Here is a 20,604-nt window from a genome sequence, read left to right as displayed (position 1 = left end):
ACGCGGCAGTCACTGGTTAATAGCATTTTTGCTACAAATCCAGGCGTAACTGGTTAATAACTTTAGGCTTGGAATCCGGAGTTTTTAATCTGCGATAAAGTCAGGCGTAAATTCGACGCGCTTTTTCGAGATGAGACCGTCGCCGTGCTGACAAAAGTAGTCGACAGCGCCACAGGCTTTCAGCACTTGTAACGGCTGATGGCAATCCGGGCATAAGGCGATACGATCGAAATGACGTTCACAATTGGGGCAGTCAAAACCGGTTTCACTGAGAGTGAGTGGTTGCTGACAGGTTGGGCAGGAAAAGTTCATCCATTATCCTCTGCGCTTTGGATGGCGGCCGCCATAAATGGCGCCACTAAAAGTTACAGGTGAAAAAAAAGGGCCCTGCTGGGCCCTTCTCATCTTAACGCTTGTTCTTCTTCAGATGCGACATCAGACGCTGACGTTTACGCTGCTGCGTTGGCGTCAACAGGTTGCGTTTGCCCGCGTACGGGTTATCGCCTTCTTTGAACTGAATGCGAATCGGCGTACCCATAACGTTGAGTGAACGACGGAAGTAGTTCATCAGGTAACGCTTATAGGAATCAGCCAGATCTTTCACCTGGTTGCCGTGAATCACCACGATTGGCGGGTTATAACCACCGGCGTGCGCATACTTCAGCTTCACGCGGCGACCCCGCACCAACGGCGGTTGGTGATCGTCGGCGGCCATGGTCATGATGCGCGTCAGCATTGCGGTGCCCACACGTTTGGTAGAGCAGTCGTACGCTTCGGTCACCGATTCGAACAGGTTGCCGACGCCGCTGCCGTGCAGGGCGGAAATAAAGTGGATGCGCGCAAAATCGATAAAGCCCAGGCGGAAGTCCAACATCTCTTTGACTTCATCTCTGGCTTCCTGCGTCATGCCATCCCACTTGTTGACCACGATCACCAGTGAGCGCCCACTGTTCAGGATAAAGCCGAGCAGCGAGAGATCCTGATCGGAGATTCCGGCACGGGCATCAATCACCAGCATTACCACGTTAGCATCTTCGATCGCTTGCAACGTTTTGATAACTGAGAATTTTTCGACGGTTTCGGTGATTTTACCGCGCTTACGTACGCCAGCGGTATCAATCAGGACATACTCACGTCCGTCACGTTCCATCGGAATATAGATGCTGTCGCGCGTGGTGCCCGGCATGTCGAAGACCACGACACGGTCTTCGCCAAGAATGCGGTTAGTTAGCGTTGACTTACCCACGTTCGGGCGGCCAACGATAGCGAGTTTGATTGGCAGTGTGGTTGGGTCGAAATCTTCTTCTTCCTCTTCCTCCAGCGCCTTCTCACTCTCTTCTTCTAAATCGGCCCAATAAGCAGCGTTCTCTTCTTCTTCAGTGAGCTCGACTTCTGGAACGATTTCTTCCATCCACGGCAACAGTGCGGTTTCCAACAGGCTGTTAACGCCGCGGCCATGCGAAGCTGCAATGGCGTGAATCTCGCCTAAGCCCAGCGCATAAAAATCGAGCACCGCCGCTTCCGGGTCAATACCGTCAGTTTTGTTGGCGACAACAAAGGTGGCTTTTTCACGGGCACGCAGATGATTAGCGATTTGCTGATCCGCCGGCATCACGCCCGCGCGCGCATCCACCATAAACAGCACCACATCGGCTTCTTCAATCGCCAGCAGCGACTGCTCCGCCATGCGGTTTTCTACGCCCTCTTCGGTGCCATCAATACCGCCGGTATCAATAACAATGAATTCGCGCCCTTCCACTTCGGCGCGACCATATTTGCGATCGCGAGTCAGTCCAGGAAAATCCGCCACCAGCGCATCACGTGTGCGTGTTAAACGGTTAAATAGCGTAGATTTTCCCACATTGGGACGCCCAACCAGCGCGACCACAGGTACCATAACACTTGCCTCAGTTTTTAAAATAATTCGCCCGAATGGCGTGATTATAACGACATTTGACGCCAGGCGTCAGGCTGAAGGCGCAAAGAATACCATGCCTGACTAAAAACGAAACGGCCCCTGACGAATCAGGAGCCGTGTAAGCGAGCGGGAAACGCGTTCCCGCAGAGCCAAATCCTTAACGGGTGATGGCGTAAACTTCTCCGCCTTTCGCCTGGATCAGCAGCTTGTCACCGGCAACAACCGGTTCAGTCTGGAAGCCATCGCTGTCCAGTTTCTGCTGCGCCACGAAGCGGCCGTCAAGGGTGTTAATCCAGTGCAGATAACCTTCGCTATCACCGACAACCAGATAACCGTTGAACAGCACCGGCGAGGTCAGATTACGATGCAGCAGATCGCTTTGACGCCAGATGGCTACGCCACCGTCAGCATTCAGGGCAATCACACGGTCATCCTGATCGACCAGATAGATACGACCCGCATCCACCACCATGTCTTTCACGCCGCCAATCTCACGTTTCCACAGCACCTGACCAGAACGCAGTTCCAGCGCGGTGAGGTTACCGTTATACGCCAGCGCATAAACCACACCGTTTACCACGACTGGCGTAGTATCGACGTCGCTCAGGCGATCGATTTCCGTGGCGCCGCTTGGCTGCGAAATACGCTGCTGCCAAATAAGCTGACCTTGATTGACGATGACTGCGCTCACGCGGCCATTATCGCCACCCACAATTGCGCCACCAAAGGCCACGGTCGGGGCTGACTCACCGCGCAGTGACAGCGCAGGCATATCAAGGTTAACAGTCCATTTGATCACGCCAGTGCTCTGATCAAGGCCTTGCAACATACCGTTGCTGGTGTGAACCAGCACTAAACCGTCGCTCACCACCGGACGCGACAGCGCTTCACCGGCGACCTTGGTCTGCCAGGCAATGCCACCATCGCTGGTATTCAACGCAAATACCTGACCACGTTCGCTACCGATGTAGATGCGATCGCCGCTGGCGGTGACGCCGCCAGAGAGCAGTGCCGAGATGTTTTTCGAGAAGAAGCCGGTTTTCTCAGAGAGATCGACTTTCCATTTCTCTTTACCATTGCTGGCATCAAGCGCTTTAACCACACCAAAACGATCCGCAGCATACACGGTACCGTCCAGCCAGGCTGGATGCAGATTGGAATAGAAATCACCAACGCCGTCGCCAACCGAGGTGCTCCACGCGGTCTGCGGCGTAAACTGGTTTTCCACTTTAGGCAGCGGGGCCATTTTCACTACATCTTCTTCGCCGCTGAACAGCGAGCAACCGCTGAGCAGAGTGACTGAAATCAGCCCTGGCAGCAGGTATTTACGTAATTCCATGTGCGCTCTCTTGACTGGCTTAACTTAAGTTATTCATCTTCATCTGCAGCATTTGCTTCAGCGCAGGAGAGGCCTGCGATTCAGCACCTTTGCTCCAGGCATCACGCGCGCCCTGCTTATCGCCTTTGCTCAGCAGTGCTTCGCCACGAATGTCCGCCACAATGGCTGTCCAGCCATCACCTTTAACATTGTTAAGGGTAGAAAGTGCGGCATCGGCCTGACTTTGCTGCAACTGAATGCGAGCCAGACGCAGGTTAATCACCGCCTGCAGGTTGGCATCTTTGGTATCTTTCAGCCCACTCTGTAACAGAGTGATAGCTTTATCGAGCTGATTGGTTTCAACATACTGCTTAGCCAGATCCAACGAAGCCAACGCACCATAGGTGTTGTTGTTTTCGCTGGCGAAAGTGGCGACCGCTTCCAGCGAATCAGGCTTGTCCGCCTGCATCGCGCTGGTCAGTTGTTGATATTCTGCTGATGCCGCTTTATCGGTGCCTTCCTGATGACTGGACCAGAAACGCCAGCCACCCAGCGCAGCGATACCGATGATTACGCCAACGGCCAGGAATTTGCCATTGTTGGCAAAGAACTGACGCAGCGCGTCAACTTGTTCGTTTTCGTTGCTGTAAACTTCCACGCAATCCCTCTCTTTAAAATGGCTGTTGCAGTGCTGCGCTTACTGCAGCAGCGTGCGCAACGTCGCAGCGGCGTCGCTCTGAGCCAGCGTCTGTTGATCGCCGGTACGCAGGTCTTTCACCACAACCTGGCCCGCTTTCACTTCATCTTCGCCCAGCACCAGCGCAATGCGTGCGCCCCACTTGTCTGCACGGGCAAACTGCTTCTTGAAGTTACCGCCACCAAAGTTGGTCATCATCTTCAGTGCCGGATCAGCATCACGCAGTTTTTCCGCCAGTTGCATCGCGGCGGACTGAACGCCCTGCCCCGAAGCGATAACATAGACATCAACAATGCGCGTCGGTTCAAATTCTGGATTAACTGCTTGCACCAGCAACACCAGACGCTCCATACCCATGGCAAAACCAACCGCTGGCGTGGCACGTCCACCCAGCTGTTCAACTAAACCATCGTAACGTCCGCCGCCGCACACGGTGCCCTGCGAACCGAGGCTGCTGGTCACCCATTCAAACACGGTACGGTTATAGTAATCGAGGCCGCGCACCAGGCGCTGGTTAATGCGATAGTTAATGCCCGCGTCGTCCAGCAAGGCGCACAGGCCGCTGAAGTGCTCGCGTGACTCCTCATCAAGGAATTCGCCTAGCGTTGGCGCATCGTTTAACAGTTTCTGGATGTCAGGATTTTTGCTGTCGAGCACGCGCAGTGGATTGGTGTACATGCGGCGTTTGCAATCTTCGTCGAGTACGTCCTGATGTTGCTCAAGGAATGCCACCAGCGCGCTGCGATAGTTGGCACGCGCGTCCAGCGAACCGATAGAGTTCAGCTCCAGCTCAACATGCTCGGCAATACCTAACGCTTTCCACCAGCGCGCGGTCATCATGATCAGCTCAGCATCTACGTCCGGGCCTTGCAGGCCGAAGACTTCGACACCCATTTGGTGGAACTGGCGATAACGACCTTTCTGCGGGCGCTCGTAGCGGAACATCGGGCCGGTGTACCAAAGACGCTGTTCCTGATTGTACAGCAGACCGTGCTCGATACCGGCGCGCACGCAACCTGCAGTGCCTTCCGGACGCAGCGTCAGGCTTTCGCCGTTGCGGTCTTCAAAGGTGTACATCTCTTTCTCAACCACGTCGGTGACTTCACCGATCGCGCGGCTGAACAACGGGGTTTGCTCAACGATTGGCAGACGGATTTCACTGTAACCATAGCTGGCCAGCACCTGCTTAAGGGTGCCTTCAATACGCTGCCAAATCGCGGTATCCGCCGGCAGATAATCGTTCATCCCGCGAATCGCTTGAATATTCTTCGCCACGTTAGAATCTCTTAAGACAAAAAAACCTGAGCGGCATCATACCTTATGAGGATGAAACCGCACAGGTTCAATCACAAACTGGCACGCGACTGGCGCGCGCCACGATTATTTTTCCAGCTGCTGCACGTTGATACGGCGGCTTTCATCCAGCATGCTGGCTTTAGCGCGAATACGCGCTTCCAGCTGGTCGATCATGTCGTTGTTATCGAGACGATCGCGCTGGCGCACACCATCTTCGTAGAAGCCGCTTTTCTTGGCTCCGCCGGTCACGCCGAGGGTAGAAACTGTCGCTTCACCCGGACCGTTCACCACGCAACCGATAATGGAAATATCCATCGGTGTGATGATGTCTTCCAGCCGCTCTTCCAGCGCATTGACCGTACCGATGACATCAAACTCCTGACGCGAACAGGTCGGGCAGGCAATAAAGTTGATGCCGCGGGAGCGGATGCGCAGAGATTTGAGGATATCGTAGCCGACTTTCACTTCTTCAACCGGATCGGCCGCCAGCGAAATACGCAGCGTATCGCCGATGCCTTCGGCCAGCAGTAAACCTAAACCGATCGCCGATTTCACGGAACCCGCACGCGCGCCGCCCGCTTCGGTGATACCGAGATGCAGCGGCTGATCGATGGCTTTCGCCAGCAAACGATAGGATTCAACGGCAAGGAAGACGTCAGAGGCTTTGACGCTCACTTTGAACTGATCAAAGTTGAGGCGATCGAGGTGATCCACATGGCGCATCGCGGATTCGAGCAGCGCCTGCGGCGTTGGCTCGCCATATTTTTCCTGCAGATCTTTTTCCAGCGAACCGGCATTAACGCCGATACGGATCGGAATGTTGTAATGACGCGCACAATCCACCACCTGGCGAATACGCTCATTGTTGCCGATGTTGCCTGGATTGATACGCAGACAATCCACGCCATATTCAGCGACTTTCAGTGCGATGCGATAGTCAAAGTGAATGTCCGCGACCAGCGGCACGTTGACTTGTTGCTTAATCAGTTTGAAGGCTTCAGCCGCATCCATAGTGGGAACGGAGACGCGCACGATATCAACCCCGACGCGCTCAAGCTGGCGAATCTGGTTAACGGTGGCGTCCACGTCAGTGGTGCGGGTGTTGGTCATTGACTGAACGGCGATGGGCGCACCATCGCCAACTGGCACCTTGCCGACGTAAATCCGTGTTGATTTGCGACGGATGATGGGTGCTTCGTTATGCATATTCTCTCTCCACAATTACCCGGAAAGCGCGCTGCGCGTTATTGCGCACCCAGCGTCAGACGGGCAACCTGGTTATTACGGATAAAACGACTTAAATCAACGGGCTGATTCTGATATTGCACGTCAACCGCACCCGGTGCGCCAATTTTCAGACGATACGGAGCCGTTCCGGACAAACTCAGCTTACCGCCGCTACGTTGCAAACCGCTGAACAACTTCTTGCCGGTCGCATCGCTGACTTCCAGCCAGCAGTCGGCTTTGAAGTTCATTACGATGGCATTCGGATCGCCTGCCGGTTGGCTGACTGCCGCATTCGCGGTAGGCATTTGACCAGCAGGAACACTGTTTGCTGGCGCCGGAGAGGTCGCCGCTGGCGGCGTTGTATCAATCGGAGCCTGGCTTGGCGAAACCACGGCGTTGTCGCTGCCGGTGGTTTGCACATTGTTGCTCATGCTCGACGCAGGTGCGCCGGCGTTGCTTTCAGGCGTGGCCGCTGCGCCAGCACCGTTATCGACTGGCGTACCGGCAGCGTTAGTGTCCGCATCGGTATTGCTGTCGGTGCTGTTGTCGCCCAATGGAATGGACTGGCTATTGTCGCCGCTGCCGTTTTGATCGGCCATCGACACCAAATCAGCCTGTGACGCTTTATGGTTCTGCCACCACCACGCACCGGTCAAACCGACTACGACGAAAACCACCAACCAGGTGAAGATCATCAGCCAGCCATCGCGCTTTTTACGACGCTTACCCAATGAGAAGCTCTGCATCGGCTCGATCCTGGCAGCGCGCACCGGAGCCTGTTTTGCCATCATCGGCAGCAGGTCATCTTCCGGCACATGCACCAGACGGGCATAGGAGCGAATGTAACCGCGCAGGAATGTCGAAGCCAAATCAGCAGGTGACTTATCCTCTTCAATATCACGCACGGTAGTAAGTTTCAGGCACAGGCGTTCAGCGACGTTTTGCTGGGTCAGCCCCATCTGCTCACGGGCCAGACGCAGGCGTTCACCTGTGGAATGTACTGCAGAATTCTCTTGAGTGGCTTCAGTATTCATTAGCTAAATAACGCTGGTACTGTATCGATTGTGGAAAACTTCGCGCCAACCGGTCGCCATAACGTGTAACGTCAGCAGCGTTTCCCTGTTGCGCGGCGAAACGTATCTGTAACCACAGGCTCTCTGCCGTTGCGGGCAAACGCTGGTGGTACACTTCTAAAAGCAGCGGAACCGACTGCTGTTCCTGCTGTTCAAGCCGCCTTTCCACTTCCCTCAGCAGTTGACTGCCCTGCTCCGGTGCGGCATCCAGCGCGTAACCTAACTGCTCGCGCGCTGCGGCACTCTCATCAGCCTGCAGGTAACAATAGCCCGAAAACAGGAATGCATCCTGACGAGCATCGATTTCCTGCGCCTCAATTGCCAGCTTAAACTGTTGATGCGCTTCGTCATACTGCCTTAAACCGCAGAGAAACGCACCGTAATTGTTAGCCACATAACCATTCAGCGGCGCTAACTGCTGCGCCCGCTGATAGTGCCAGCGGGTTTGTGCGCTGTTCTGCTGCGCCTGCGCCACACGGGCCAGGGCCAACGGCACGCGATAATCTTTCGGCGCTGCCTGCTGAGCACGCAATAAATTGCGCTGTGCAGCGGCATAATCCTTCACCGCCAGATAATGCAATCCGAGCTGCAGACGGATATCCGCTGCACTCTGCTTTGCAGGGTGATTGACACAACCGGTTACAACAAAGCCAGCCAGAATCGCGGCGGATAATCCTTTACGCATGTCAGTCTCTCCATGAAAAATATGCGGAGAGACTGACATGAGTTACGCCCGCTGAATATCAGCAGGCGCTGGCTTTCAGAGCGCCTTCACAGAGATGGCTTCGCCCGCCATTTTCTTACGCAGCGTACGCTTGGTACGGTCAATCACATCGCCCGCCAGCTGACCACAAGCGGCGTCGATATCATCACCACGGGTCTTACGCACGATGGTGGTGAAACCGTAATCCATCAGCACTTTGGAGAAGCGGTCAATACGGCTATTGGAGCTACGACCATACGGCGCGCCCGGGAAGGGGTTCCACGGAATCAGGTTGATTTTGCACGGCGTCTCTTTCAGCAGTGCCGCCAGTTCATGCGCGTTGTCGGTGCTGTCATTGACGTGATCCAACATCACATACTCAATGGTCACACGGCCCTGATTGGCGTTGGACTTGCCGATGTAGCGTTTGACCGCCGCAAGGAAAGTCTCGATGTTGTACTTTTTGTTGATCGGCACGATCTCATCACGAATCGCATCGTTTGGCGCGTGCAGTGAAATCGCCAGCGCTACGTCGATCATGTCGCCAAGCTTATCCAGCGCCGGCACCACGCCAGAGGTTGACAGCGTAACGCGACGTTTTGACAGGCCGAAACCGAAGTCGTCCAGCATGATATCCATCGCCGGCACCACGTTGTTCAGATTCAGCAGCGGCTCGCCCATGCCCATCATCACCACGTTGGTGATCGGGCGCTGACCGGTAATTTTCGCGGCACCGATGATTTTCGCGGCGCGCCATACCTGGCCGATAATTTCTGATACGCGCAGGTTGCGGTTAAAGCCCTGCTGCGCCGTCGAACAGAATTTGCACTCCAGCGCACAGCCTACCTGTGAAGAAACGCACAGGGTTGCGCGATCCGCTTCCGGGATGTAGACGGTTTCAACCAGCTGGTCGCCCACGCGAATCGCCCATTTAATGGTGCCATCGGTGGAACGCATCTCTTCCGCTACTTCCGGCGCACGGATTTCAGCGCGCTGCATCAGCTTACCGCGCAGCACTTTGTTGATGTCGGTCATCTGCTCGAAATCATCGCAGCAGTAGTGGTACATCCACTTCATGACCTGATCGGCACGGAACGGCTTTTCGCCCATCTCAAGAAAGAATTCGCGCATCTGCTGACGATTAAGATCCAGCAGGTTAATTTTTTCGTTTTTTGGGGAAACAACCACGGGGGAAGCGGACGACGGCGTCACAATCTGTTCGGACATAATGTTCTCTGGCCTCGTTGTTACACGTTACGGCTCTGGTTAATAGTAGGAAAAAAACAGCGCCCTCGCTGAGGCTGGCTCAACAAGGGCGCATAATTGTACTACATCTGCTGCATGATGCCAGGGGAACCGTTTCACAGAGGTTGAACAGCTGTAAAGACGGGTGTCCGCTCAGGCCATCAACGCACTTAGCGAGTGCGTGGGCAGACTTCGTTTTCTGCGAAGAAGTACGCGATTTCGCGTGCTGCAGATTCAGCAGAGTCAGAACCGTGGGTCGCGTTCTCGGTGAAGCTGTCCGCGTAATCCGCACGCAGGGTCCCTGCCAGCGCGTTGTCTGGGTTAGTTGCACCCATCAGATCGCGGTGACGCTGAACGGCGTTTTCGCCTTCCAGTACAGAAACCACAACCGGACCAGAAGTCATGAATTCAACCAGACCATCAAAGAATGGACGGCCTTTGTGCTCAGCGTAGAAGCCTTCAGCCTGCTCTTTGGTCAGGTGCAGCATTTTTGCGCCAACGATTTTGAAGCCCGCGCTTTCAAAACGGTTATAAATTGCACCAATCACGTTCTTAGCGACGGCGTTTGGTTTCACGATTGAGAAAGTACGTTCGATTGCCATGTTGACCTCTAGTTAGCATCCTGAAGAATCCGGGAGCTCCTCCCGGTAAGAAAACGCGCCGATTATAGGGATATCGCAGCGCGTTGCCTATTAGCGATTGGCGGAATTATTGAAAATAATTGATTTTTGTCGGGGCGCGCAGGCAAAAAGTATGCCATATCCATGCACTTAACCGCGCGTAAAGGCCACCGATGAGAGTTGCCCCGCTTCATCCATCACCACCAATTGATAACTGCCCGGCTCATCCAGCACCAGCGCCGCACTCTTATCATTCGCGTCCCGCTCCAGCGGCTGTCCGTTTAAGAACCACCAGCGCTGCTCACCTTGCCCGCCCTGCACCGCAACCGGCATCACCAGCACCACTTTACCCGGCAGCGGCTGTACGCGCTGGCCGTTGATCACACCAGTAATCACCATCGGCGGCGCATTGCCCTGATTGCGCGGCGGACAAGCGGGATCGATCGGCGGCAAGCGCTGCGCACGGCGTTCAGCAACCGGCAGCCAGGGTTCAAGCGGCAGCGGCCACATCAGGCGCTCCCGACTTTGTGCATCCGGGCAATCTGCCGCCACACGCCATCCCCGGCTGTTCTGCCAGTAGCGCTGACGCAAGCCATTGATGCCTTCCTGCCCCGGCGCCAGCAGCGTCGGTGGCACAGTTTGATTCAACACCCAACTCTGACGACGCTGGCGACAGTTTTCGTCGCCGGGAGGCAATGGCTGACCGCCAGGCCAGCAAATGCTCATGGCGCTGACCGCAAGCGGACGCGGATCGCGCGGCGCACCGCTCACCGGCATATGTCCCGCCAGCACATTATTGACCTGATTCATCACCGGCACCGCCGAGGCAAAACCAAATTGCCCGGCGACCGGCGTGGCATCCGGCCGCCCAACCCACACGCCAATCAGATAGCGCGGCGTGATGCCAATCGTCCATGCATCACGGTAGCCGTAACTGGTACCGGTTTTCCAAGCCAAAGGCGCAATCTCCGCCACCGCGCCGCTGGCCGGAGGTTGCGCCGCGCCAGCCAGAATGCGCCGCACAATCCATGCCGCGCCCGGCGACAACAGCGGCCTTTCCTGCAGCGGCTGTGTCGTCAGCCAGCGCAACTGCGTCGCATTGCCGTGACGGGCAAAGGCGCTGTAGGCCGCCACAATCTCATCCATGCGTGCGCCGGTGCCGCCCAGCACCAGCGACAGATTGGGCTCTGCGCCAGCGGGAAAGCGCAGATTTAATCCCACGTTACGCAAGCGCGCAGCGACACTTTTTGGCCCCAGCGCATCCAGTAACTGCACCGCCGGGAGATTGAGCGATCGCTCCAGCGCAGCGCTGGCGCTCACCGGCCCGTGAAAGCCCGAGTCAAAGTTGCCGGGACGATAGTCACCGAAGCGGCGCGGCACATCCTGCAGCAGTGATTCGCCATGAATCAGCCCATCATCCAGCGCCATGCCATAGACAAAAGGCTTCAGCACCGATCCTGGCGATCGCACGCTCGAGATCATATCGACATGACCAAAACGGCTGTCGTCATTGAAATCCACCGATCCGACATAGCCGCGCACTTTCATGTTTTGGTGATCCACCACCAGCAGCGCCAGCGAGGTGCGCGGCGGTAAGTTGTTTTTCAGCGACGTCGCCAGATTCTCCAGTTCGCGCTGCAGCGACACATCAATGGTTGAGGTGATTTTGGTATCGGGTGACAGCGACAATAGGCGTCGGGCCAGCAGCGGCGCACGTTGCGGCATTTGGCGCGGCGGCAGCCACACCGCTTCTTGTTTGATCTCGGCGACAACCTGCGCTGACCAGACGTGATATTGCGCGAGGCGATCCAGCACTTTATTGCGTGCTGCTTCGGCGCGCTGAGGCCAGCGGTCCGGACGCAGGCGGCTTGGTGCCTGTGGCAACACCGCCAGCAGCGCCGCTTCACCTTGGGTAAGTTGCGAAGGCGGTTTCCCCAGCCACATCCAGCTCGCCGCGCCAACGCCCTCCACCGTGCCGCCAAAAGGGGCGCGATTGAGATACAGCGTGAGGATGTCGCGTTTTGAGAGATGATATTCAAGCTGCAGCGCGCGCCACGCCTGCACCACTTTGCCGCGCAGAGTGCGCGGTTGCGGATCGATAAGTCGCGCCACCTGCATGGTGAGCGTGCTACCGCCGGAGACCACGCCGTGATGCAGCACGTTCTGCCCGACTGCACGCATAATCGCCATCGGATTGATGCCGGGATGATGCCAGAACCAGCGATCTTCGTAGGTCAGCAGCGCCTCGATATAGGCAGGCGAGACATCCTCCAGCGTCACCGGATAGCGCCAAATGCCTTGCGGGTCAGCAAAGCGCCACAGCGGCGTACCGTCTTCGGCCACCACCACGCGCGCCGGCTGTAACTCATGCAGCGGTAGCGGTGTAAGGCGATCCAGTAGCCACAGCGCGGCCAGCAGCAGCAGTAAAAAAAGCGGCAGCCAGCGCCACCGCTTTAGTCGCTTACTTCCAGACATCAATGCTTAACGCACATTGAGTTTTTCCGGCGTGCTGCCAATCGCGCGCCATTCCGGCACATACATCGATTCCACCTGCGGCGGCGGCAGGCGATAGCTGCCCGGCGTCACCGCTCGCGCCAGATACAGCAGCGTGCCCGGCGTGTAGCCATCGAGCGCCAGCGCGGCGACGAAGCGGTCGTCACGGAATTCGATGTGCTTGATGTTGGCTTGTTGCATATCCATCATGCTCTCTTTCAGCGCATCGGCACTGTCGCCTAAACTGGCGCTGCTGTCGCTCAGGTTCTGGTTTTCCAGCTCCAGCCCGGCAGGCAGCAGATCCACCACCAGCGCATCACTGACGCGCTCGCTGGCCGCGACGTTGAGCCGCACCACCAGCAGCTCGCCACTTTTCAGGTTGGTGAGATCCGCCGGTTTACCCTCCAGCGTGAAGTACTCACGACTGATCTGCAGCACGTTGCTCATCGGCGACGGTGCGGTGCGCGGATAGCCCACCACATTTAGCGTGCCGTAAAGCGGCGACGCGTTGTCGCTTTTCACCGACACGCCCTGACGCAGCTGATCTTCCGTCATGCCAATATTGAGCGGCTGATCACTGCTGAGCGGTTCCGCTTTACCCTGCAGGGTCGCCTGCCAGCTTTCACCTTTGTGCTGCTGCAAGGTGCGAGCGGCGAGGAACAACGCGTTGTTTTCCTGGGTCGAGAACCAGCGCTGTCCGTGCACGGCTTTTGCCAGCTCGATCAACAACGGACCTTGCATCTCCGGCAGCAGCTGGTTTTCTGTCAGCAGCGACAGAATCAGCGCGCGATCGCGCACCGGGCTGCCGTAATCGCCGAGCCAGCTGTTGGGTTTACGTTCCAGGCCAATGCCCTGCGCCAGCGCCAGTTGCGCGCGCTGTTGATCGCCCATCAGCTTCAACGCCACGCCAAGTTGCACCATCGCCAAGCCCGATTTAGCCCGATCGCGCTTTTCATACAGCGCACGCAACGCACCGAGCGGCGCCTGCTGCTGACGCGCCAGCACCAATCCGGCATAAGCCTGCACGCTGAAACGCAAGCCATCGGCATCGCTGCTCCAGCTGGTTTCGATCTGCGCGGGATCCTGCAGGTAGCGCAGCAGACGTTCGTCGGCACGGGTAATCACGCCATCCGGCACGCTGTACCCGGCTTCGCTGGCGCGCAGCAGGAAATCGGTGACGTAAGCCGTCAGCCAGAACTCTTCCTGACTCTCCTTGCTCCACAAACCAAAACTGCCGTTGCCGCGCTGCATGCCGGCAAGACGCGCGATGCCGGTATCAATTGAGGCGCGACGCGCTTCATCGTTACTGGTTTTGATGCCCATCGCCGTCAGCTGCGCATGATTGGTGAACACCGACGGCCAAATACCGCTGGCGGTCTGTTCAAGGCAACCATAAGGATAGGCATACAGCGAACGGATATAGCTGGCGATATTCAGCGGTGGACGGTTACTGAGCGACAGCTGTCCGCTCAAGGTATCCTGCTGCAAGCCATTGAAGGCGCTGGCCATCACCTGCCAGTTCTGGCCGGTTTGCATCACGTTATCGAAACTCAGCGTTTGTGCCGGATACGCCGGTCGCACACCAATTTTCCATTTACGCTCGCTGGCTGCCAGCGTTTCACCCGGTAAACTCATGCCGGAAACCCTGACCTGTACCTCGCCTTCACCGAAGCCGCCCAGCGCTCTGACCGGAATTTGCAAGGTGGTGCGCGCGCCTTGCGCCAGCTGCACGCTGGCAGGGATGTTGCTGTTCAGGGCGATCTGGCCGCTGGCGCTGACGTTGATTTTCAGCGTTTGCGGTTGATCGGTGAGGTTAGTGAGATCCAGCGCAAGCGTAGATTGATCGCCGCTGGCCAGGAAGCGCGGCGTCGCCAGTTCACTGATCAATGGCGCGGCAACCACCAGCTTACGATCGGCCGACCCGAAGCTGTCGTCACTCCACACCTGCGCCATCAAACGCAATTCGCCATTAAACGCCGGAATCGGCAGTTCCAGCGTACCTTCGCCATTGGCATCCAGCGTTACGGGCTGCAACTGCTGCGCCACGATCTGCACGTCGGTGACCGGTTTTTTGCCGCCGCGCGACAGCGTATCCGCATCGTCGGCGTCACCACCAAAGCGCAGCGCGGCCAGTTTGCCACCGCCTTCAATCAGTTGACCAAACACATCGTATTGATCGGCGTTATAACGCTTGCGGCCAAAGAACGCTTCCCACGGATTCGGGGTTTTGTAGTCAGTGATGTTAAGCACGCCGCTGTCCACCGCCGAGAGTAATACCTGAACCTGTTTTGGTAATGCGCCACCTTCACGGCTGGCTTTGACCTGCACTTTTAGCGTCTGCTCAGGACGGATCTTATCCGGCGCGTCGAGCGCTAAGCTGAGGCGGCGCGCTTCGGTCGCCATCGGCAGATGCAGTAACCCCACCGCGCGCTTCGGCGTGACGCCGCTGGCCTTGTCGCCGTCGCGCACCACGATGGCGCTGAGATAGAGATCGTGTCGCTGCCAGCTGTCGCTAATCGGTACATCAATGGTTACGCCGCCCGCCGGAACCTCCAGCGGTTGCCACCACAGCGTGCCGCTGCTGGATTCCACCATCAGATAGCCTTTGCCGGCAGCAGGCGATTCCACCTGCACATGCGCGGTGTCGCCCGCCTGATAGGCGGTTTTATCAATTTTCAGTTTGACCTGATCCGGACGCAGCGCGCCGGTGCCGTTGGTGTTGTCCTGCCACCCATATCCGGCCTGGAAGCGTACGCTGCTCATGATATTGTCGCCGGCATGCACTTCCAGGCGATAGGTGCCCCACTCCACCGGGAAACTCACTTTTTGGTTGCCGCCCGCCGCAATAGAGATGCGCTGCTGATCCTCCTGCAGATCCTTTTGATCGAAGCGCGATTGCCAGCCTTCGCTATCAGAGAAGCTCCAGTAATAGTCGCGGCGTTCGTGGATCAGGCGCACATCAAGATCTGACGCCGCCAGTTTTTCGCCCTGCGGATTGGCGTAGACCACGTCGAATTCCGCGAGGCTGTTTTCTGCCACGGTCGGCTCATCGTGATAACGATCGCTGCGATAGTCATATACCGATTCACTGTTAAACAGCGGACGGATGCCGGGCAGCGCCGCTGCCGGCCAAATCGCCTGAGTCGCGCGGCGCGTCACCGGACGGCCGCCGGCTTCCAGCAGGCTGGCTTGCAGAATCAGATTGAGCGGTGAATGGATCTCTTTCCAGCTGCTCTCAACGTTAAGCTGCAGCTTGCCGCTCTCATCCAGCTTCTCATCCACATCATCGAGCGAACGTTTCAGCTCTTCAGTGATGTCACCAAATTGATAGCCAGGCAGCGCGGCCACCGCTTCACGCGCGGGACGCAGGAACAGCTGCCCTTGCAGCTCGTTACCCGCAGCCGGCGCGCCGTACAGATAGCGGCCTTCAACAACAAAGGTGACGTCCTCATCCGGCGCCAACGGCTGCGCGCTGTTGGTCAAATCCAGCGCCATGCGCTCCGGCAGGAAGTCTTCGACGTGGAACGGCCAGCTGCGCGGCTGGTTGTCGCCACTGTTGATGCGCAGCGTCCAATCACCGGTCATCGCCGCAGCCGGTATCGCGAAGCGATGTTGATAGACGCCGTTCTCCGGCTGCCAGACAAAGGTCTGCGACACTTCGCCATTCGGCTGCACCACGTCGGCTTTCACCGGCTGCGGCGGCAACGGTTTGCCATCTGCATCACGCAGCAGCGCGTTGACGATCACCGTTTCACCCGGACGATAGAGATCGCGCGGACCAAATACGAACAACTGTTTGTCGTAGCCTTGCGGTCCATCAATCGGGAACTCCGCCAGATCCAGCGCCGGACGATTAAGATCGATCAGCGAGGTTTGGTCCTTTTGTGTCGCCAGCAGCAGCTTGCCTTTAGCATTTGCCGGTAGGCGCAAATGACCGTTGCTGTCACTGGTGCCACTGGCGAGTTGTTTTCCTTTTTCATCCAGCAGCTGCACGCTAACGTCATCCAACGGCGCGCCATTGGTCAGGCTTTGGGCAAACAGTTCCAGCTGTTCGGGAAATTGGTGCAGCGACAAACCGATGTCGCTCAACGTAAACAGTGTCGCCGGTTGCGTGTAGTTGTAGGTTCCGGCCTGTTTCATCACCGCCAGATAAACGCCCGGCTGCTTCAGCGCATCGACATCGCCCAGCGGCAGCTGCATTTTCTCGCGCGTGTTGCGTGCCGGATTAAGATCGAAGCGGGCGCCGTAAACCAGATCGGCATTTTTCAGCAGCTCGCGTGATTCCCAGTACGACATATTGTTGCCGTAATTCCACTGCGCCAGAAAATCGGCCAGCGAGGCACTTTTCACGCGGAAGAAATCGACGTCGACGTTATTCACATTCAGCGCCAGCACCGGCAATCCCTGCGTCAGACGCAGCGGCAGCAGCGATCCGCGACTGGCAAAACCCACCATCGGCTGGATATCGCGCGTGGTGAGCGATTGGCTAAAAGATTTCGATAAGGTGCTGCCATCGGCTGCTTTGAGACCGGCATCGACATTAACCGTCAACTTGCGCGACGGTTCAGGATGACGAAAACGCAACGCTTTACCGTTTGGCGCCAGCTCCCAGCCGCCATCAACCTTGCCGCTTTTCTCATCGATAATCTGCACGCGCGCAGCGAAATTCTGCTTCGCTTCAAGCGGCGTGTTGAAGGTCAACACCAGCGCGGCGGCGCCGTCGAGTTGCAGCTCGGAGAGATCGATAACCGACAGCGATTTCTGCGTTGCTGTTGCGGTTGCCGCTTCCTCCGCGTGTATCGTCAAGGTCCCGCCGCCCAGTAATCCAGCACCGATCAGCGCGCTGAGCAGCAGCCGGTTAAAACGTTTTGCCATGGTAATTCCCTCACCAGTCCCAGAAGTTAAGAAAACGTCATTCCGCGCAATTTCACATCAACCCGCCAACTTTAGCAATCACACCCTTGAGATAGCGTTCACATTCCCGGAGACTGGTCGTTTCCCGTTTGCTGAGAAGAGGTTGCTATGACAGCCATATTTGTGTCCGCTGATTGGTTGAAAGAACATTACACCGAGGAAACATTGCAGGTGCTTGATGCCCGCATGTTACCGCCTGGCCAGGAAGCCGTACGTGATGTGCAGGCTGAATATCTGGCTGGTCATCTGCCGAATGCGCCGTTCTTCGATATTGAAGCCTTGTCCGATCACACCAGTGCTTATCCACACATGATGCCCCGCGCCGAATCCTTTGCGGTGGCAATGCGCGAATTGGGCGTCAGCCAGGACAAACATCTGGTGGTGTATGACGAAGGCAACCTGTTTTCGGCTCCGCGTGCGTGGTGGATGCTGCGCGCCTTTGGCTGCGAAAACGTGTCGATTCTGGCCGGAGGATTACAGGGCTGGAAGGCAGCCGGTTTCGATGTCGCCACCGGACCGGTTAGTTTGCCGGAGGGTGAATTCGAAGCGACTTATGATAGCGCACAGGTGAAACGTCTGACCGATGTGCTGCTGATCAGCCACGAAGGCGGTGCGCAGATTGTCGATGCCCGTGCGGCGAACCGTTTTAACGCCGAAGTGGATGAACCGCGTCCGGGCTTGCTGCGCGGGCATATTCCCAACAGCCTGAACGTGCCGTGGAACAGTTTAGTGGTAAATGGTGAATTGAAACCGGCAGCGGAACTGCGCGATCTGTTTGCTCAGGCGGGGGTAAAACTGGATCAGCCGGTGATTGCCAGCTGCGGTTCGGGTGTCACGGCGGTGGTGGTGATTCTGGCGCTCACCTCGCTGGGTGTGCGGGATGTGACGCTGTACGACGGTTCGTGGGGCGAATGGGGCAGCCGCGACGATTTACCGATCGAGAAGTGATAGCAGGTCGCCATCAATGGCGACCACGCATTATATAATCCGCTGACTGCCCTTAAAATCGCGCAGGAAACTGCCCCAGCGACGTTCATAGAACGGCGTGATGTGGGCAGTAAAGAAGTGGCTCACGCCGCGATCTTCATTAACCACTTCACAGATATCAATGGGCGCATCATCCGCAAGCGTATCCGTCGCTACACCGCCCGCCGCCTGAATAATCTCATCGATATCGCTATCAGCTTCGATACCAATCAGCAGGTTCGGTGCTTCGCTAGCGCTTTCACGAATGCTGGCGATGTAAGCACGGCGTACCTGTTTGTACTTGGCAAACAGTTGCGTTAACGAATCAATCATCTGCGCTGGCGGCTCGGCCACTTCGGACAACAGCAACGCATGACCACCTTCCAGCACGGTTTGCTGGCTCAGCGCACTGCCCTCTTCGCCAATCAAATGGGCGATTTCACCCGGCGAAAACTCTTTACCCGCAGGCAGTTTCGGATTGAGGAACAGCGTTTCGCCTTGCGTGATTTCAAACAGCGTGCGCACCGGCATGCGCAGGTAAGGTTGTTCATCTTTGATGGCCTCGCCCATCGCCTCTTCCGAGGTGAAGAACGGGATCACGCTGCCGCCACCCTCTTTTTCCCAATGCTGTAATTCGACCGGCGAAGTCGCATCAAACTGTTCGGCGGGACTTTCGCCTGGCACCCACACATCGGCTTCCAGCAGCAGCTGGAAAAATTCCGGACGGTGCGCAGGCTCAGTAGCCGCCAGCTTCAGCACCTCTTCAAGACGGTTACTCATTTATCGTATTCCAAAAAAGACGGCAAGCTTGCGCCTGCCGTGATGAGGATTATTTCAGTAACAGATTGGCGACAGTGCGTACACCCAAACCGGTCGCACCTGCGGACCACTGATCCACCGCGCTTTTGCGGTACGTCGCGGAGCAGTCAATGTGCAGCCAGCCTTGCTGGTATTTGCTGACGAAATGCGACAGGAACGCCGCCGCACTGCTGGCACCTGCCGCATGTGACGGGCTGGCGATGTTATTCAGATCGGCAAAGTTTGAAGGCAGATGGCTGCGATGGAACTCGGCCAGCGGCAGACGCCAGAAAGCTTCGTTTTCGCCGGTTGCGCTGCCAAGCAGCGATTCCGCCAGCACATCGTCAAAGGTAAACAGCGCGTGATAATCGTTACCCAGCGCGGTTTTCGCCGCGCCGGTCAGCGTTGCCGCATCGATCAGCAGTTCAGGATTTTGCTCGCTGGCATCGATCAGGCCATCGGCCAATACCAGACGACCTTCCGCATCGGTGTTCATCACTTCCACGGTTTTACCGTTGCGATAGCGAATGATGTCGCCCAGACGGAAGGCGTTGCCGCTGACCATGTTGTCTGCGCAGCATAGATACAGTTTCACGCGCTTATTCAGACCGCGTGAAATCGCCAGCGCCAGTGCGCCAGTCAGCGTTGCCGCGCCGCCCATATCAGACTTCATTGAGTCCATGAAAGCGCTCTGCTTCAAGCTGTAACCGCCGGTATCAAAGGTGATGCCTTTCCCGACCAGACAGGCGTAAACCGGCGCATCTTCATCGCCAGTTGGATTGAAATCCAGCGCCAGCAACACCGGTGCGCGCGTGGAGCCGCGGCCCACGGTGTGGATACCGGCGTAACCCTGAACACGCAAATCGTCACCTTTGGTGATGCGATAGCTGACTGCTTTGCCGCCCACTTCGTTGATCAGATCAACCGCGTTGTGCGCCAGCTGTTCCGGGCTAAGATCTTCCGCCGGCAGGTTGATGGTGTCGCGCACCCAGTCAACAATCTTCAGACGACGTGCAAATTCAGCCTGATCGTCCTCATTGAATTCCGGCCACTCGACCTGACGTTTGCCTTTCGGGCTGCGGTAGCCTTGCCAGAACGCCCAGCACTTTTCCACATCCCAGCCTTCGCCCTGCAGCGAGACATGACGAATGCCCTGCCCGTCCAGCTTGCGCCCCGCGCGCTGGATGCTCATCAGCGCGTCTGCGCCAGTCAGGTGTACGGTCATGCCACTTTCGTTGCTGCTCAGCAGCGCTTTGTCACCCCAGCGCGCATCGGCGGCCTGGGAGCTGAGCGTAATTATCATCGGTTGTGTTGTCATCGCGTGGCTCCGTTTGCG

General features: G+C 57.1%; 15 protein-coding genes. 1 reads left to right on the top strand and 14 read right to left on the bottom strand.

The genetic code is table 11. The features are described from left to right. Positions 1–84: 84 nt before the first annotated feature. The 12 genes from ACFQW4_RS12010 to ACFQW4_RS11955 all read right to left on the bottom strand — a co-directional run bounded on the left by ACFQW4_RS12010 (position 85) and on the right by ACFQW4_RS11955 (position 17,465). Positions 85–312 carry a zinc ribbon domain-containing protein gene (locus tag ACFQW4_RS12010; RefSeq protein ID WP_210081469.1) on the bottom strand — a complete coding sequence of 76 codons (228 nt, stop codon included), beginning with the start codon at positions 310–312 and terminating at the stop codon, positions 85–87. 94 nt (positions 313–406) lie between these two features. Continuing rightward, positions 407–1,897, bottom strand: coding sequence for a ribosome biogenesis GTPase Der (gene der, locus ACFQW4_RS12005; RefSeq protein ID WP_101763491.1), 1,491 nt, complete (start codon positions 1,895–1,897; stop codon positions 407–409). 178 nt (positions 1,898–2,075) lie between these two features. Then, the gene (gene bamB, locus ACFQW4_RS12000) at positions 2,076–3,257 is read right to left on the bottom strand and encodes an outer membrane protein assembly factor BamB (RefSeq protein WP_110866466.1); all 1,182 of its coding nucleotides are present in this window, start codon (positions 3,255–3,257) and stop codon (positions 2,076–2,078) included. Positions 3,258–3,276: 19 nt separating this feature from the next. Continuing rightward, complete coding sequence (locus ACFQW4_RS11995) at positions 3,277–3,894, bottom strand: YfgM family protein (RefSeq protein WP_101763489.1); 618 nt, start codon at positions 3,892–3,894, stop codon at positions 3,277–3,279. Between the two features lie 39 nt (positions 3,895–3,933). Further along, complete coding sequence (hisS, locus tag ACFQW4_RS11990) at positions 3,934–5,208, bottom strand: histidine--tRNA ligase (RefSeq protein WP_354468006.1); 1,275 nt, start codon at positions 5,206–5,208, stop codon at positions 3,934–3,936. A 105-nt stretch (positions 5,209–5,313) separates the two neighbouring features. Continuing rightward, positions 5,314–6,435, bottom strand: a complete 1,122-nt coding sequence (gene ispG / locus ACFQW4_RS11985) for a flavodoxin-dependent (E)-4-hydroxy-3-methylbut-2-enyl-diphosphate synthase (RefSeq protein ID WP_101763487.1) — start codon at positions 6,433–6,435, stop codon at positions 5,314–5,316. A 38-nt stretch (positions 6,436–6,473) separates the two neighbouring features. Continuing rightward, a complete protein-coding gene (gene rodZ, locus ACFQW4_RS11980) occupies positions 6,474–7,490 on the bottom strand; it encodes a cytoskeleton protein RodZ (RefSeq protein WP_377725531.1) in 1,017 nt (338 codons plus the stop codon). Then, positions 7,480–8,214: a type IV pilus biogenesis/stability protein PilW gene (gene pilW / locus ACFQW4_RS11975; protein ID WP_101763485.1), complete on the bottom strand. Its 735-nt coding sequence runs from the start codon at positions 8,212–8,214 to the stop codon at positions 7,480–7,482. Before pilW ends, rodZ begins: the two co-directional genes overlap by 11 nt. Before the next feature lie 75 nt (positions 8,215–8,289). Then, entirely contained in the window at positions 8,290–9,459 is a 1,170-nt protein-coding gene (locus tag ACFQW4_RS11970; RefSeq protein WP_007884898.1) for a bifunctional tRNA (adenosine(37)-C2)-methyltransferase TrmG/ribosomal RNA large subunit methyltransferase RlmN, read from the bottom strand. A 188-nt stretch (positions 9,460–9,647) separates the two neighbouring features. Further along, positions 9,648–10,079 carry a nucleoside-diphosphate kinase gene (gene ndk / locus ACFQW4_RS11965; RefSeq protein WP_007884899.1) on the bottom strand — a complete coding sequence of 144 codons (432 nt, stop codon included), beginning with the start codon at positions 10,077–10,079 and terminating at the stop codon, positions 9,648–9,650. 168 nt (positions 10,080–10,247) lie between these two features. Continuing rightward, a complete protein-coding gene (gene pbpC, locus ACFQW4_RS11960) occupies positions 10,248–12,572 on the bottom strand; it encodes a peptidoglycan glycosyltransferase PbpC (protein WP_377725528.1) in 2,325 nt (774 codons plus the stop codon). A 6-nt stretch (positions 12,573–12,578) separates the two neighbouring features. Continuing rightward, the gene (locus ACFQW4_RS11955) at positions 12,579–17,465 is read right to left on the bottom strand and encodes an alpha-2-macroglobulin (protein ID WP_377725526.1); all 4,887 of its coding nucleotides are present in this window, start codon (positions 17,463–17,465) and stop codon (positions 12,579–12,581) included. A gap of 147 nt (positions 17,466–17,612) precedes the next feature. Here ACFQW4_RS11955 and sseA point away from each other — a divergent pair, with 147 nt between their 5' ends. After that, positions 17,613–18,452, top strand: coding sequence for a 3-mercaptopyruvate sulfurtransferase (gene sseA, locus ACFQW4_RS11950; protein ID WP_222233806.1), 840 nt, complete (start codon positions 17,613–17,615; stop codon positions 18,450–18,452). A gap of 30 nt (positions 18,453–18,482) precedes the next feature. On the opposite strand, the gene sseB is transcribed toward sseA, so the two are convergent. Continuing rightward, the gene (sseB, locus tag ACFQW4_RS11945) at positions 18,483–19,250 is read right to left on the bottom strand and encodes an enhanced serine sensitivity protein SseB (RefSeq protein ID WP_101763481.1); all 768 of its coding nucleotides are present in this window, start codon (positions 19,248–19,250) and stop codon (positions 18,483–18,485) included. Between the two features lie 49 nt (positions 19,251–19,299). After that, entirely contained in the window at positions 19,300–20,586 is a 1,287-nt protein-coding gene (gene pepB / locus ACFQW4_RS11940; protein ID WP_101763480.1) for an aminopeptidase PepB, read from the bottom strand. Between the last annotated feature and the right edge of the window lie 18 nt (positions 20,587–20,604).

Origin of the sequence: Pantoea sp. GCM10028869 (assembly GCF_042666835.1) — a bacterium.
Classification (GTDB): Bacteria; Pseudomonadota; Gammaproteobacteria; order Enterobacterales; family Enterobacteriaceae; genus Pantoea; species Pantoea leporis.
Note: the sequence above shows the minus strand (reverse complement) of the source record. Positions and strands in the feature narration are given on the sequence as shown.